The following is a 14,777-nucleotide window of genomic DNA, read 5'->3' as shown; positions in this document are numbered from 1 at the left end:
ACTGAGGTATAAGCAGGTATAAAATTTCATATAAATCTCTGTGATCAAATGCTTGATGCGAAGTCTATTCTATGGCTTCGCCTATTTGTTTTTTATTCGAAGTTTGTGCGAGTGAGTGTTCATATTCATTTTTTAGCGTGAATTGTATGTGAAATGAAGTTAAAACGGATTGTTCAATCTACTGATCCGAGTGCTTTCATCGCTATACACGATGTTCGTGATGTGTTTGGGGAAGGATTTGTTGATATTTCTAAGGCTTAATAAGAGGCTACTTAAAAAGAGTTAGAATTTGTTTATAAAAATATATCTTAATGCGAAAGTATGAGAATCTATTTTGATCAATCTTTTTTCAAAATAGATTCTTTTTATTTATCCCGCTATTTGCGGGCAGTAAGACTCCCACCTCGAAATTCGGCACATGCGAGGAAGTTAGGTAGGAGATTAACTGCCCGTAAAAGCCCGATTGTTGTGGGCTAATAATCAGAGGGGGATGCCCCCCTCTGATTAAAGTTTTACTTTATCGTAAAATGTTTGCTTGTTGGGTAGTATTTATCAATCTTTATTCCAAAGCTACATTACCATACTAATCCAACTGTATTCCAAACAACCGTGTCATAGCATTTTGTTTTTCTTTTTCTTGCAAAAAGTCCAATTCTTTCTTAATGTAAGAATGTAGAAGGATGAACAAGAGAGGGTTTAATGAAGATGATACATATTTTATTAGCTGATGATGACAAACATATTAGAGAGTTATTACATTACCATGTACAAAAAGAGGGGATTAAAGTTTTTGAGGCTGAAGATGGAAAGGTAGCACAGTCCATATTAGAGAAAGAAAATATTCACCTTGCGATAGTGGATATTATGATGCCGTTTATTGATGGCTATACGTTATGCGAAGAAATTCGAAAATATCATGATATACCTGTTATTTTATTAACTGCAAAAGATCAGTTAGTTGATAAAGAAAAAGGATTCATTTCTGGTACTGACGATTATATTGTAAAACCATTTGAGCCAGCTGAAGTAATTTTCCGTATGAAAGCTTTATTGCGTCGTTATCAAATGCTTAGTGCCGACATTATTACATTGCACGGAACGACAATTGATCGAAAAGGGTTTGAAGTGAAGTGTAACGGTCAGACGATTTTGCTGCCATTAAAGGAATTCGAATTATTATCGCAACTTGCTAGTTATCCTGGAAGAACATTTTCGAGAGAAGAATTAATTGAGTTAGTGTGGGGAATGGACTTTGAAGGGGATGAACGGACAGTTGACGTTCATGTGAAACGACTTAGAGATCGTTTCTCAAAACGAACTGATGATTTTCAAATTACAACAGTGCGTGGACTCGGCTATAAGTTGGAGTTGAAATAAGATGAAATCACTGTATTCTAGATTTGTTTTTATGACAGTTGGCATTATGCTACTTAGTAGTATTATCGGTTTTTTATTAACAAATGTGTACTATCAAGTGAAGTTAAAACCGTACAATAGTGAAAAGATTTTAAAGTATGCTGAAGAAGTCAAATCATTATATGAAAAGCAAAGCGAAGAAAATAAAGAGGCATACTTACAATCTATTGCGAAATTAGGATATGAAATTTATATTGTAGATGATCAAAAGAATGGAAAGCGTATCGGGAATGCGTTTCGTAAGATAACTATTAGTGATGATACAGTTCATAAAGTATTGCAAGGTGAAACGTTTAATGGCGTTTCCACATATCCAACCCGCTTGTTTATTACAGGGTTTTTCGATAATGAATTAATTAATAGTGTAGGTGTCCCATTAAAACATGGTGATAAACAGTATGCTTTATTCATTCGCCCTGACATTCAGCAACAATTTGGTGAGATGAGAATTTTTCTAGCGGTACTACTCGGTTTTATCGTTGTATTAAGTATCATTTTTATAGCGATTGCAGCAGGTTATATCGTTCGTCCAATTCGAACATTTACGAAAGCTACCAAAAAGATTGCAAGTGGTGAATATGATATCGAATTAGATGAAAATCGAAAAGATGAAATTGGTACGCTAGCAACTAATTTTCAAAAGATGACGAAAAGTATAAAAGAATTAGACCAAATGAGACAAGAGTTCGTTTCTAACGTTTCTCATGAATTCCAATCGCCACTTTCTTCGATACAAGGTTTTTCGAAAACGTTACAATCGGAGAATATGAGTGAAGATGAAAGAAAACGTTACTTGAAAATTATTGAGGGCGAAAGTAAGCGAATGTCTAGTCTTTGTAAACAATTGCTGACGCTAGCTTCTTTAGATAAAGAAGAAAAGGTTCTACAAATAAAAGAATTCCATCTACAAAAGCAAATTAAAGACGTCATTTTTATGCTAGAATGGAAGTGGCGTGAGAAAGATATAGCCGTTGAATTTGACGTGCCGGACATCGTCATAAAAGGCGATGAAAACTTACTTCATCAAGTATGGAGCAATATTTTTACGAATAGCATTAAGTTTTCAAACGATGGTGGGACTGTTGAATTTGTTGTAGAAGAATTAGAATCTAGCGTAATGATCTCTATATCAGATAACGGAATCGGTATGGAAAAAGAAGAAATGGACCGTATATTTGATCGTTTTTATAAAGTAGATACAGCAAGGGCAAGAAACGTAGAAGGTAGCGGATTAGGATTATCCATCGTACAGAAAATCGTCGAACTTCATAACGGAAACGTTTCGGTATATAGCACGAAAGGGGAAGGGACGACTGTTCAGGTTGAGCTTCCTAAATAAATGAAAAAGAAGAGGCTGTTTTTGGAACTGCCTCTTCTTTTTTGTTGTCGTTTTTGTCGGTAAATCGGTATAATCGAAAAATCGCTGATATAATTTCATTTACTGACTAGATACTCTTTTCTTTTTGTTATAAAGCTGCATCCTTCGCACGTTCTTCCTTAAACCGAACCCCAAAAGTATCCGCTGTAATCTCATCAGCTTTCGGCAATACTCGTAATTTAGGATGAAGCAGCCATACTATAGAAATAAATAAAATCCCGATGCTAGCAAGCGCGAAAATGAGTTGGCTACTAAATATATTTGCGGTGTACCCACCAATTAAAGAACCGAACGGCATAGCAATTGTGCCCATACTTCGCATGACTGAATTGATGCGTCCGATATATTGATTTGGAATTACAATTTGACTAATTGTCGCAAATAATATGTTCGTGGCACCAATTGGAATCCAAGCTAGGCCGAATAAGAAAATAGATAGCCATTGAAACGGTACAATCGTAGAGAGAAACCAAAAGATAGCGCCAGTCGCAAAGCCAATAATAGAGACACGGCCAACATTACGTTTACCAACCCATGAACTGAATAATGCACCGATGAGACTACCTGCTGATATAGCAGCTAAGAAGAAGCCATATGATTTCACGCCTCCTAAAGAATCAGCGAAAGAAGGGAGTATCGCCATCGTCATACCGATTGAAAAATTAGCGACTACTGAACCGATTAAGAATATGCCCATTAATGAACGAAAGACGATCGAAAAACCTTCTTTTAAATCAGAGAAATATTGTTTAGTTGAAAGTGATGTATTGGTTTCTGCTTGCTTTGGCATTTTTAGTGAAAAGAACAACAGGGCAGTAATCGCGAATGTAAAAGAGTCGATTACATATAAAGTGATGGCGCCAAGTAGTGCTACTAATATGCCAGAAAGCGTCGTACAAATTAAATCGATGCCTTGATATGCAAATGAAAAGAGCGAATTTCCTTTTAATAATTGTGTTTTATTCAGTAGAAGTGGTAAAGCTTTCGATTGTGCGGGATAGGCGAATTGTTCGATAAAAGCTACGATGGGCATGATGATAAGTAGTAGTTGAACGCTTAGTAGGTCGAAGTAGTGTGTAATAGGAATGATTAATATAAGAATGCATTGCAAAACTTGTGTAATGACGAGGGTGTTTTTGATCGACCATCTATCAACGAATGGACCGGTAAGAAATTGAAGTGTAGAAGGTAATAATGTAAGAAAACCAGCCAATCCAGAATAAAAAGGATTACCACTCAGTTTATATACGAGCCACATCGCCGCTACATAATACAAACTATCTCCTATGTTTGTAAAAATTCTCCCTAAAAACAATAAGAGGAAATTCCGGTTTTTTAATACGTCCATTTAATCTACTCCTTTATAAAAAAATTATTCGGTAAAATAAATTTGACCGTTGATGTAAAAAAAAATCGTATTACGATTTTTCTTCTTTTTTAACAAATCGCTGCATTGCTCGTTCGTCGATTTGTAGTGCAGTAGTAGAAATGTAATAAGATTTACTATTTGGATCTTTATCTGCACCTTTTGTGATCTCGTTTAATTCAGCCATCACTTCATGAAACTTTTTTACCCACACTTGAAATTGTTCTGGCGTAGCATCAAACTCCCAGCAAGATGAAACGTAACTCCATTCAGCTGGGTCTTCACTTACTTTTCGTAATATAAAAGCTTCTTCCGGTGCAGCGAGAATATGGCTTTTCGTCATTTCCGTCATTTGTAAAAAGATTTGGCGACCTGATTCGCTTAATATTTCTAAATGAGGTAATAGTTCTGCGGCAGGGGTAAAGCCTTTAGCGACAGATTGATAAAACTTTTGAATGATGCCATTCTTTTCTTCTGTATAAACAATTTCTATAAAACCATTCTTTTCTAATTCTTTTAAATGATAATGAATTTTAGCCCTTGAAATGCCGAATTTCTCAGATAGTAGTTGTCCTGTATAAGGACGTTCGCATAGACGCATCATCATTTCGACACGTAGTGGATCGCTTATTGCTTTTAGTTGGCTATAAGTAGTGAGTGTTAACATGGGCTTCAAAATGATCAACTCCTTAAATGAAATTACTCGGTCAAGATTATTTGACTGAATTGTATCAAGGATTTGAATTATTTTCAATACTTTCTGAAAATTAAATCTTCCCCTCTGTAATCTTCTGTTCATATTCCGTTCATATTTCTTTTTTATGATAAGTGCATAGAAAGAAAGAGGAAGGAGCGAGCGAAATGTTTTTAGCTCTGCGTGAATTAAAACAATCAAAATTAAGATACGGATTAATCGGATTGATTATGGTGTTATTATCATTTTTAGTCCTTGTAATTTCAGGATTAGCAAATGGACTATCATATGATAATGCTTCATCGATTCAAAATATGGAGGCAAATAAGTTCGTTTTAGCAGATGATGCGGAAAATAAATTACTTCGTTCACAAATTAAGAAAGAAGATGCAGATAACGTAGTCAATCAAGTAGGCGAGAAAGAGGCCGTTCCATTTCGTGTGAAAGTTTCAACGTATGAAAAGAAAGATAGTTCGAAAAAAGTGGATGTTGCTATTTTCTCAAGTGAACGTGATTCATTTTTAGAACCGAAAATTGTAAAAGGTGAGAAATTAGGCACAGCAAATAACGAAATGGTTGCTGATGAATCAATTAAAGAAAAAGGAATCGATATTGGAGATACAATTATTGATCCTGTTTCAAAGAAAGAATTTACAATCGTTGGATTTACGAAAGATCAAATGTTTAGCCATACACCAGTCGTTTATGTAAATGAAGACGTATGGGGGTCTATCTCACAACCAAACCAAAAAGATTATAGTGCAATTGCGCTGAATACAGATAAAGAAATTAAAAATGCACATGTTATCGACAAAAAAGAAGTACTGCAAAGTATTCCAGGATTTAAAGAAGAGCAAGGAACATTAACGATGATCATTGCATTCTTACTTGTTATCGCGGCGTTACTAATCGGTGTATTCTTCTACGTCATTACACTGCAAAAAACACAACAATTAGGCGTATTAAAAGCAATCGGTACGAAGAACTCTTATTTAGCAAATAGCTTAGTCGTACAGGCGTTATTCTTATCAGTCGTTGCGATGGTAATTAGTATTGTTCTTGTACAAGGATTAGAACAAATTTTACCAGCGGGTATGCCGTTCTTATTAACAACACCAATGATTGCACAATATGCAGCAATCTTTATCGTAATTAGTATTTTAGGAACACTTATTTCGTTATACCAAGTATTAAAAGTTGATGCATTAGAAGCAATTGGAGGCGGGATGTAATGACTTCATTATTAAAATTAGACAAAGTAAGTAAAGTGTACGGAGAAGGGAATACTGAAGTAACAGCCCTTCATCCGATGTCGCTTGATGTGAAAGCTGGAGAGTTTATCGGAATCGTTGGTCCTTCTGGATCAGGAAAAAGTACATTACTATCAATCGCGGGTGCGTTACTATCACCTTCAAAAGGGGATATTTACATTCGTGAGCAAAATATTACGAAATTATCAGAAAAGGAAATGACAGACATTCGTTTGAAAAAAATCGGCTTCATTTTCCAATTCGCAAATCTTGTTCCATATTTAAATGTAAAAGAACAATTGCTTTACATTGCAAAGCTAAAAAAAGAAAGTAAACAAGAATCAGAAAAGCGCGCGGATCATTTATTAGCGGCATTTGGATTAGGAGAAAGAAAAAAACATTATCCAAATCAACTATCTGGTGGGGAAAAACAAAGGGTAGCAATCGCTCGTGCTTTCATGAACAACCCAGATTTAATATTAGCTGATGAACCAACTGCAAGCTTAGACTCAAAACGCGCACGTGAAGTCGTTGAAATGATGAAACGTGAAGTGAAAGAAAGTCAAAAAGCAGCAATTATGATTACACATGATGAAAGAATGCTTGATGTATGTGATCGTATATTGACACTTAGAGATGGACAGTTAATATAAAAAGTTAATATAAAGAAAAAATGACAACCGTATATATATGTGCGGTTGTCATTTTTATAGATTATTTTAAAATAGTTATAATAGCTTTATTTTGAGAAGAACATCTTAATTTTATTGCGCGTTAATAATAAAAGTCCACCAATGATGGATAACATTCCTAGTGGCACGTTACTTGATTGTTCACTACCAGCTTTAGGAAGTTCTCTAGCGTTATTGTTTGCATTTGTAGTAACAGTATTTGTCTCTGTTTGTTTCGATTGTGATACTTCATTAATTTTGTTATCTACATTTTGCTTCGTTGTATGTAACTCAGCTAATTTGTCGTCAATTTTTTTCTCAGTATGTTTAAAATCGTTTATTTTGATATCTAAGTCTTGTTTTTTCTGTGTTAAATCATCTGAAACAGTTTGTTTTGATTGCTTAATTTCGTTCAATTTATTTATTAAGTTCTGTCTAGCCTCTTGTAACTCAGCTAGTTTATTTTTTACATCTTGTTTAGCTAGTTCTAAGTTAGATGAAAGACTATCTAAATTTTGTTTAATTTTCTTAAGTTCCTCTAACGTGTTACCAGTATTCGGCTTATTTTCTTTTAGCTCAGCAAGTTTCTCCTCAGCAGTTTGTTTCGCTTTCTTTAACTCAGCTAATTTTTCATCTACCTGTTTTTTTACTTCCTTAAGTTCATTAACCTTCTGATCGATGTTCTCTTTATGCTGCTTAATTTCATTCACTTTTTCATCGACTGTTTGTTTATGATCTTTAAGTTCATTAACCTTGTCATCGATATTTTGCTTATGCTCTTTCATTTCAGCAACTTTGTCATCTACTTGTTTTTTATGCTCTTTAATTTCAGCGATTTTCTCATCGGCGATTTGTTTGTCTTGCTGAAGTTTTGCATCTAACTCTTGTTTATGTTGTTTAATTTCGCCGATTTTTTCATCAGCAACTTGTTTATGCTGCTTAATTTCGTTTACTTTTTCATCAGCATTTTTCTTAACTTGGTTAAGTTCATTTAACGTTTGATCCACATTTTCTTTGTGTTGCTGAAGTTTTGCATCTAACTCTTGTCTATGTTGCTTAATTTCAGCTAATCGATCTCCAGTACTTTGCTGAGCAGTAGTATCATTTACTTCCGCGTGAGCTGAGTTAGAGCCAGCAATCATTGCTAAAGCTAGTGTAGACGCAGCAATCGTTTGTTTTGTTTTCATATTTTTGTACCTCTTTTCTTTCATATGCGTGAGCTTTTTTGTGTAAACTTGAGCATATAGAAGTAGATTATTTTATCATTATATACCATGTGCGACGCCAAGAGGAAGTATTTGCATAATAATCTATGATTATGTAATTTTTAAAATCTATTATTTGGGGGTAGGGGACAAATCTTCAACAAGATGAATAATTTCTTCTATAGTAGAGTTTACATCCTTACAATTGCGAATAACAAACAAATAATCAGCCTCATTTTCTACAGGATCTACTACATCTTCGTGCAGTGATTCATCCTGTTGCCGAACGAGTACTTCCTCAAAACTGGAATAGTTACCTCTAAATATATTTGTACTTCGCTGACTACGTGCCACTCTTTCATAAAGTACATCATCTGGAATGTCAAAATGAACTAATATGCGTACATATTCCTCTTTCTTAAACAATTCATTCAGCAAATACATTCGTCCGTTTCGACTTCTATTTGAGTTGCAAATAATAAGGTGTAAATTTGTATATTCTTTTGCATAATCAACAATGAATTTTGAAATACCATGCTTCAATGTATTCGGTCCTTCTATTGGCTGCAATTTTTCATAATATGTGTTAATAAATTCAGCTTGGTTGTCTTGATCCATAATGAAAGAGTTAGGTAATTCTTTTTCTAACGCTTTTGCAAATGTAGTTTTTCCGCTGTGCGTTTTTCCTATTGTAATAATGACTAATCTTTTCATAATGTCCTCCATTTATATTGTTATAAACAGGAATATTCTGTGTAGGATGAAATCTTCCTGCTAGAGAATATGCAAATTGTTGGAGTGGTGGCGGGCTGAAAACTTGACAAAAAAACTTATTTATGCTATAATTTACCAATATAAAAATAAGGTGTATAATAGGGTTCTCCTGGCCAGGGGAACCCTATTTTTGTTGTGAAAATGAAGGAGTGTATGTGTGTGAAAAAAGGTGAAGCAAGTGTAACGTCGTTAGTATCAGCGTTCGGAAGGGCGTATCATAGTGAATTTGATAGTCCTAAAATTTTTGATGATTATATAGCCAAAGATTTAATTTCAAAAAAAGAACGTAATAAAATTGAAATGAACATGGTTCAAGGGATACATTTTTTCAATAAAGACATTGCAGAGCAGTTTCAAGACAATCCAAAAGAAATATTAAGATGGATTACGCAAGTTCAGTTATCACCAACACCTTTGGCACGTGCGGCATATTGTGAAAGAGTATTGTTACATGAAGTGACATTAGGAGCAAAACAATACGTCATACTCGGTGCAGGATTAGACACGTTCAGTTTTAGACACCGAGAATTAGAAAATAAAATAGAAATATTTGAAGTGGATCATCCTTCTACGCAAGGGTTTAAGAAGCAAAGAGTGAAAGAAGCAGAAATTGAAGTTCTAAATAATCTTCATTTTGTCTCGATGGATTTCACTAAGGGTTTCTCTAAGCAAGAATTAGTAAATGAAGGATTTGAAAATAAGAAGACTTTCTTTAGTCTTTTAGGTGTTACTTATTACTTAACGAAAGAGGAACTTTCTAGTTTAATAGATTGTTTATTTGCGATGGTTCCAGTAGGGAGTTCTATCGTTTTCGATTACCCTGATGAAAACTTATTTACGGAAAAAGGGTTGTCCAATCGAGTTGAAAACATGGTGAAAATGGCTGAAGTAGGCGGAGAACCGATGAAATCATGTTTTTCTTATGCGGAAATGGAAGCACTGTTAGAGAAATCGGGCTTACTCATTTATGAGCACTTATCACCAGCTGATATTCATAAAATGTATTTTGAGGGACGAAGCGATTATTTAGAAGCTTTTGAGACGGTGCATTATGTTCATGCGGTGAAGAAGTAGAGAATTAGTAGGCATGGGGAGAAATCTCTATGTCTCTTTTTTATGGAAAACAAGGGAATTAGAGGTAGTGCGGGAATTTGTTAAGTATATGGTTGTTGGAAGGAGAATTCGATGGTTTAAAGAATATGCAGTATGAATGTAAAAGATGCGCTAATTAATGTAATTATTATGATATGAAATATTTTAAAGATTAAGTAGCAATGGTAAAGGAGAGTATGATGTACACAATTGGACAAGTCGCTAAATTTTTAAGTGTATCTAGAGATACTTTGAAGTTTTATGAAGAAAAGGAATTAGTCAAACCTAAGCAAAATATTGAGAATGGGTATAGAAAATATAATCATTTTGATATATATGATATAACAACGGTAAATTTCTATAGGGAAATGGATATCGAAATAAAGAAAATTCAAGAATTAAGAAAAAGTAAGAGTATAGAGGGAATAAAATTATTATTAGAAGAGAAAGAACAAGAAGTGTTAGAGGAAATAGAATATAAAAAACTTCTTTTAAAAAAGCTTCAAATAGTAAAAGAAGATTGCGGAAAAATTAAACAATTCTTAGGAGAATACACAGTAAAAGAAATGAAGCCTTTAGAAATAAAAGGAGAAATAGAACATTTTACTGCGTATGATGAATATGAAACTCTAAAAAAGAACACAGACAGCTTAAAAAAAGCAGTTACTCTAACATCTTTACGAAGAGTTATAAGTTTCAATGAAGAAGGGATTATAGAAGACAAATTTATAATTGTAAAAAAAGTAGAGAACTTTGATAAAGAAATAGAAGGTGAAGTTTTATCGCATCCAAAATGCATTTATACAGTTATTGAAGATGGAAGATGGTCAACTGGTGGAAATAGTATTGATCATAACGTGGAAGCTAGTTTAAGAAAAGTAGCAATAGAAAAAGGGTATGAATTTTTGGGGCTAGTTTATATAAATCTGTTACTTACCACTTATGAAGATGGACTTGAACGTATATTTTTAGAAATTTATGCACCTATAAAATAATGCAGATATGTATTGACCTGTGAGTAACCCCTAGGTTTAAGCTGAAGGTATTCGTAAATATGAGCGTTAATATATTTACGAAATACTTAGTTTGAAGAGGGGAATATGCATGGATATAGAAAAGAAACTAAAAAAACCAGTAGCGAGTTTTATTCTACTAACTAATCTCATATTTTTGCCACTTTTTTGTCTTGTAGGAGTTATAAGCCTATTAGGATTTTCTACATGGGTAGTTGATGTAATGTTCTGTATATCAGCTTGGTCCTCAACCTTTGCTTTTGCAATACTATTTAAAAAAATCTATCCTGGGCAAAGCTTTATCCAATTTGTAAAAGATAAATTCAAGAATAAACTTAAATTTTCTGTGATTCTTACTGTGAGTATGATTCAAACTTTTATATTTTTAATGATTTTGTTTTTCGTATCTAAAAATAGTGAAGTAGACTCTATTTTTACTATATCTTCATGGAGAATACTAGTTTATTTCTTTTTTAAAACCCTTCTTTCAGGGCCACTAGGAGAAGAATTAGGATGGAGAGGTTTCGCACAACTTGAGCTCCAAAAGAAGCATTCGCCATTAAAAGCTTCGATAATCATAGGATTTTGGTGGGGGATGTGGCATCTACCCATATGGTTCACTACAGGGTATGTGGGCATTGATTTAATCAAATATATTCTATTCTTTATGATTGCAATCATATCTACTAAGATTGTTATGACAGCATTTTATAACTTAAATCAAAATTTAATCATCCCAATCATCATCCACCAATTTTTTAATTTTTTTATTGGCATAATAAACGGAAATTTAATCGATTTAATCACGTATAACGCGATTTTCTATTTGGTAGTAGCAGTTTTAATCATTGTTATAAATCCAAAGAGAGTACTGTATGGACAGGAAGATACAAACATTATTAATGGAAAGTATCATAGGGGATAGTGATAGCTGTATCAAACTTTTTTGAAAAACAGGGAAATGAATTTACAGCTGGGGTTAACGCAGCTTCTTCGTTTTTCGGCAAATAATTGATTGGAGAGAGCCTTATCGAATGAGATAGGGCGCTTTTTGTTTGTCGTTTTTTGTCGGTAAGTCAATATATTTGAAAAAGCGTCGATATAAATTTTATTCACCGAAATCTAATACATTTATAATCAGGAAAGATGACTTCATCATTTTTCCATGTAATAATAGTATGGTTACATTTACTGTGAAAGAGTATAAAAGGAGCGTTATTGATGAATTTAGCTAAATTCCCGAGAAAAAAATATACAGAATCATATACACCAATTGAAAAGTTAAACAATTTTTCTGAAGCACTTGGTGGACCGACTATTTATTTTAAACGAGATGATTTACTTGGTTTAACAGCTGGCGGTAATAAGACGAGAAAGTTAGAATTTTTAGTTGCGGATGCGCAGGAAAAAGGTGCAGATACGTTGATTACAGCTGGTGGCATTCAGTCAAACCATTGCCGTCTAACACTTGCAGCTGCGGTAAAAGAAAAAATGAAATGTATCCTTGTATTAGAAGAAGGGCTTGAACCAGAAGAAAAGCCAGACTTTAACGGAAACTATTTCTTATATCACTTATTAGGTGCTGAAAACGTAATTGTTGTACCGAACGGAACAGACCTTATGGAAGAAATGCATAAAGTAGCGAAAGAAGTAAGTGAAAAAGGGAATACACCGTACGTAATTCCAGTTGGTGGATCAAATCCTACTGGCGCAATGGGGTACATTGCTTGTGCGCAAGAAATTATGGCGCAATCATTTGAGCAAGGAATTGATTTCAGTTCAGTTGTTTGTGTAAGTGGTAGCGCTGGTATGCATGCAGGTTTAATTACTGGTTTTTCTGGAACACAAAGTAACATCCCTGTAATCGGAATAAACGTAAGTAGAGGAAAAGCGGAACAAGAAGAGAAAGTAGCAAAACTTGTAGATGAAACTTCAGCTCACGTTGGTATTCCAAACTTTATTCCGCACGAAGCAGTTACATGTTTTGATGAATATGTAGGACCAGGTTACGCGTTACCAACGCCAGAAATGGTTGAAGCAGTTCAGTTACTTGCGAAAACAGAAGGTATTTTACTTGATCCAGTGTATACAGGTAAAGCAGTAGCGGGATTAATCGACTTAATTAGAAAAGGTAAATTTAATAAAGAAGACAACATTTTATTCGTGCATTCAGGTGGTTCACCAGCTTTATATGCGAATACGTCTTTATTTGCGTAAGTGTGAAAAAGCATTGGATATCCAATGCTTTTTGTTTTGAATTAATGTTGAAATTTGATACAATTTCGTGAATATGCGATGATTTTTCAACATTCAACGGTAAACAACGATATATATGAAGGAGATTGATGTATGACAGAATTTTGGGAAGCAAGTTTTATAGAAAATCAAATGATGTGGGGATTTGAAGCTTCAGATTCCGCAATTTTGACGAAGGACTTTTTCCTTGAAAAGAAAGTGAAGGATATATTGATTCCTGGTATTGGATATGGCAGAAATGCAAAGGTTTTTATTGATAACGGAATACATGTAACAGGTATTGAAATTTCAAAAACGGCGATTGAATTGGCAAGACAAAATGAGCTTAATGCTGATTTCTTCCATGGTTCAGTTACGGATATGCCTTTTGATAACAAACTGTATGACGGTATATTTTGTTATGCACTTATTCATTTATTGAATAAGGATGAGAGAGAGAAGTTTATTCAAGATTGCTATAGTCAACTAAAACCAAACGGATATATGATTTTTACTACTATTTCAAAAGATGCCCCAATGTTTGGGAAGGGTAAACAACTGGGGAAAGACTACTTCGAGATAATGGAAGGGGTAAAAATGTATTTCTATGATATTGACTCGGTAAAACAAGACTTTGGAAAATATGGACTGATAGAAACTACGGAAATTGTTGAGCCGCATAAAAATATGGAAAGTAAACCTCCATTTAAATTTATAATGATCAAATGTCAAAAAACACCTCTTGAATTCGCATACTAAGTATGCAAATTTAATGGAGGTGTTTTTCGTTAGAAGACAAGAGCTCATTACCCAGAAGAAACAAAGTGGAAAGAGATTGAGATGAAAAGAATAGTTATTCAAACCATTCCAGTATGAGACGATTGGAATTAAAATAGCCAATAAAATTGACAATGAATATCATTTTCACTTACTATAGAATCGTCACATTTAATTAGACATGACTTTTTTATTAATGTAATAGATTTCTATTAAGATGTCACTTTCAAGGACTATCACTAAATCTTTTAAGAATTTAAACGTAAGAAAGGGTAAAATAAAAATGAACTGGAAAAAAGGCGGATTATGGATTATTATTTTTTTCATTGTAAAAGGTACGATTTCTACACTTTTAATTGTTACAGGTGCTAAATATTTTGATTTATCATTTATGCAATTTTTAGTACTAATAATGATTTTATTACTGATTTCTCTAACAGGTCGAAAATTCCTTTATAGACATAAACAAAACAAAAAACAAAAAGAGATAGATATATAATGATGCCCCAGAGACCTTTGGATTTCTGGGGTTTTACTTATTCAATAGTGAGTTTTGGGTCCGCAATACGAATGATACGCTCCATCAGTATTATTGGTTGTAAATCAAAAAGTCACTGATTTTATTGAATAAATAGAAAACACTTTTCTTTTTCTTTTATTTAATTTAATATCAATAAGGGCACCAAAAAAATAGATAGAGGTGCTAGAATGTACGGTATTATTAATTATGAAGTGTTTTTACTAACAGGGATTTTATTAAATCTAATTCCTGGCGCAGACACCATGTATATTGTGGGGAGAAGTATTTCACAAGGTAGAAAAGCAGGTGTGTATTCTGTTTTTGGTATTATTACTGGTTCTTTAGTTCATACGTTATTGGTTGCTTTTGGTTTATCTATTATACTT

The 14,777-nt window shown here is 33.6% G+C and carries 15 protein-coding genes and 1 pseudogene; 12 read left to right on the top strand and 4 right to left on the bottom strand.

The window, feature by feature from the left end:
* Positions 1-153: 153 nt before the first annotated feature.
* The 3 genes and pseudogenes from VK90_RS28515 to VK90_RS12210 form a co-directional block, all read left to right on the top strand.
* Positions 154-261 (top strand): annotated as a pseudogene (locus VK90_RS28515) (DUF2179 domain-containing protein); the annotation flags it as partial.
* A gap of 438 nt (positions 262-699) precedes the next feature.
* Entirely contained in the window at positions 700-1,377 is a 678-nt protein-coding gene (locus VK90_RS12215) for a response regulator transcription factor (RefSeq protein ID WP_082147897.1), read from the top strand.
* A 1-nt stretch (position 1,378) separates the two neighbouring features.
* On the top strand, positions 1,379-2,755 hold the full coding sequence (locus VK90_RS12210; protein ID WP_048373058.1) for a sensor histidine kinase: 1,377 nt from the start codon (positions 1,379-1,381) through the stop codon (positions 2,753-2,755).
* A 127-nt stretch (positions 2,756-2,882) separates the two neighbouring features.
* Here VK90_RS12210 and VK90_RS12205 read toward each other — a convergent pair whose 3' ends face one another.
* Both VK90_RS12205 and VK90_RS12200 read right to left on the bottom strand, forming a co-directional pair.
* Positions 2,883-4,142: an MFS transporter gene (locus tag VK90_RS12205; RefSeq protein ID WP_048373056.1), complete on the bottom strand. Its 1,260-nt coding sequence runs from the start codon at positions 4,140-4,142 to the stop codon at positions 2,883-2,885.
* 70 nt (positions 4,143-4,212) lie between these two features.
* Positions 4,213-4,836: an ArsR/SmtB family transcription factor gene (locus tag VK90_RS12200; protein WP_048373054.1), complete on the bottom strand. Its 624-nt coding sequence runs from the start codon at positions 4,834-4,836 to the stop codon at positions 4,213-4,215.
* Between the two features lie 185 nt (positions 4,837-5,021).
* Between VK90_RS12200 and VK90_RS12195 the strand changes: the two genes are divergently transcribed.
* Complete coding sequence (locus VK90_RS12195; RefSeq protein WP_048373052.1) at positions 5,022-6,086, top strand: ABC transporter permease; 1,065 nt, start codon at positions 5,022-5,024, stop codon at positions 6,084-6,086.
* Complete coding sequence (locus VK90_RS12190; RefSeq protein WP_048373050.1) at positions 6,086-6,757, top strand: ABC transporter ATP-binding protein; 672 nt, start codon at positions 6,086-6,088, stop codon at positions 6,755-6,757. The genes VK90_RS12195 and VK90_RS12190 overlap by 1 nt, the downstream gene beginning before the upstream one ends.
* Positions 6,758-6,843: 86 nt before the next feature.
* Here VK90_RS12190 and VK90_RS12185 read toward each other — a convergent pair whose 3' ends face one another.
* Both VK90_RS12185 and VK90_RS12180 read right to left on the bottom strand, forming a co-directional pair.
* The gene (locus VK90_RS12185) at positions 6,844-7,962 is read right to left on the bottom strand and encodes an LPXTG cell wall anchor domain-containing protein (protein WP_048373049.1); all 1,119 of its coding nucleotides are present in this window, start codon (positions 7,960-7,962) and stop codon (positions 6,844-6,846) included.
* A 150-nt stretch (positions 7,963-8,112) separates the two neighbouring features.
* On the bottom strand, positions 8,113-8,694 hold the full coding sequence (locus VK90_RS12180; protein ID WP_048373047.1) for an ATP-binding protein: 582 nt from the start codon (positions 8,692-8,694) through the stop codon (positions 8,113-8,115).
* 213 nt (positions 8,695-8,907) lie between these two features.
* Here VK90_RS12180 and VK90_RS12175 point away from each other — a divergent pair, with 213 nt between their 5' ends.
* From VK90_RS12175 to VK90_RS12145, 7 genes are all read left to right on the top strand, one after another.
* Positions 8,908-9,828, top strand: a complete 921-nt coding sequence (locus tag VK90_RS12175) for a class I SAM-dependent methyltransferase (protein ID WP_082147903.1) — start codon at positions 8,908-8,910, stop codon at positions 9,826-9,828.
* 218 nt (positions 9,829-10,046) lie between these two features.
* Positions 10,047-10,841 carry a MerR family transcriptional regulator gene (locus VK90_RS12170; RefSeq protein WP_048373044.1) on the top strand — a complete coding sequence of 265 codons (795 nt, stop codon included), beginning with the start codon at positions 10,047-10,049 and terminating at the stop codon, positions 10,839-10,841.
* A gap of 109 nt (positions 10,842-10,950) precedes the next feature.
* Positions 10,951-11,784 (top strand): CPBP family intramembrane glutamic endopeptidase, encoded by an 834-nt coding sequence (locus tag VK90_RS12165; protein ID WP_048373043.1) that lies wholly within the window; start codon positions 10,951-10,953, stop codon positions 11,782-11,784.
* A gap of 296 nt (positions 11,785-12,080) precedes the next feature.
* Positions 12,081-13,076, top strand: a complete 996-nt coding sequence (locus VK90_RS12160; protein ID WP_048373040.1) for a D-cysteine desulfhydrase — start codon at positions 12,081-12,083, stop codon at positions 13,074-13,076.
* Positions 13,077-13,208: 132 nt separating this feature from the next.
* The gene (locus VK90_RS12155) at positions 13,209-13,853 is read left to right on the top strand and encodes a class I SAM-dependent methyltransferase (protein WP_048373038.1); all 645 of its coding nucleotides are present in this window, start codon (positions 13,209-13,211) and stop codon (positions 13,851-13,853) included.
* A 301-nt stretch (positions 13,854-14,154) separates the two neighbouring features.
* On the top strand, positions 14,155-14,370 hold the full coding sequence (locus VK90_RS12150) for a hypothetical protein (RefSeq protein ID WP_025148613.1): 216 nt from the start codon (positions 14,155-14,157) through the stop codon (positions 14,368-14,370).
* A gap of 209 nt (positions 14,371-14,579) precedes the next feature.
* Positions 14,580-14,777 (top strand): LysE family translocator (locus VK90_RS12145; protein ID WP_048373036.1); only part of this gene is annotated, 198 nt, incomplete at its 3' end.

The organism is Bacillus sp. LK2 (assembly GCF_001043575.1).
Lineage (GTDB): Bacteria > Bacillota > Bacilli > Bacillales > Bacillaceae_G > Bacillus_A > Bacillus_A paramycoides.
This window is presented reverse-complemented; position numbering and strand designations above follow the sequence as displayed.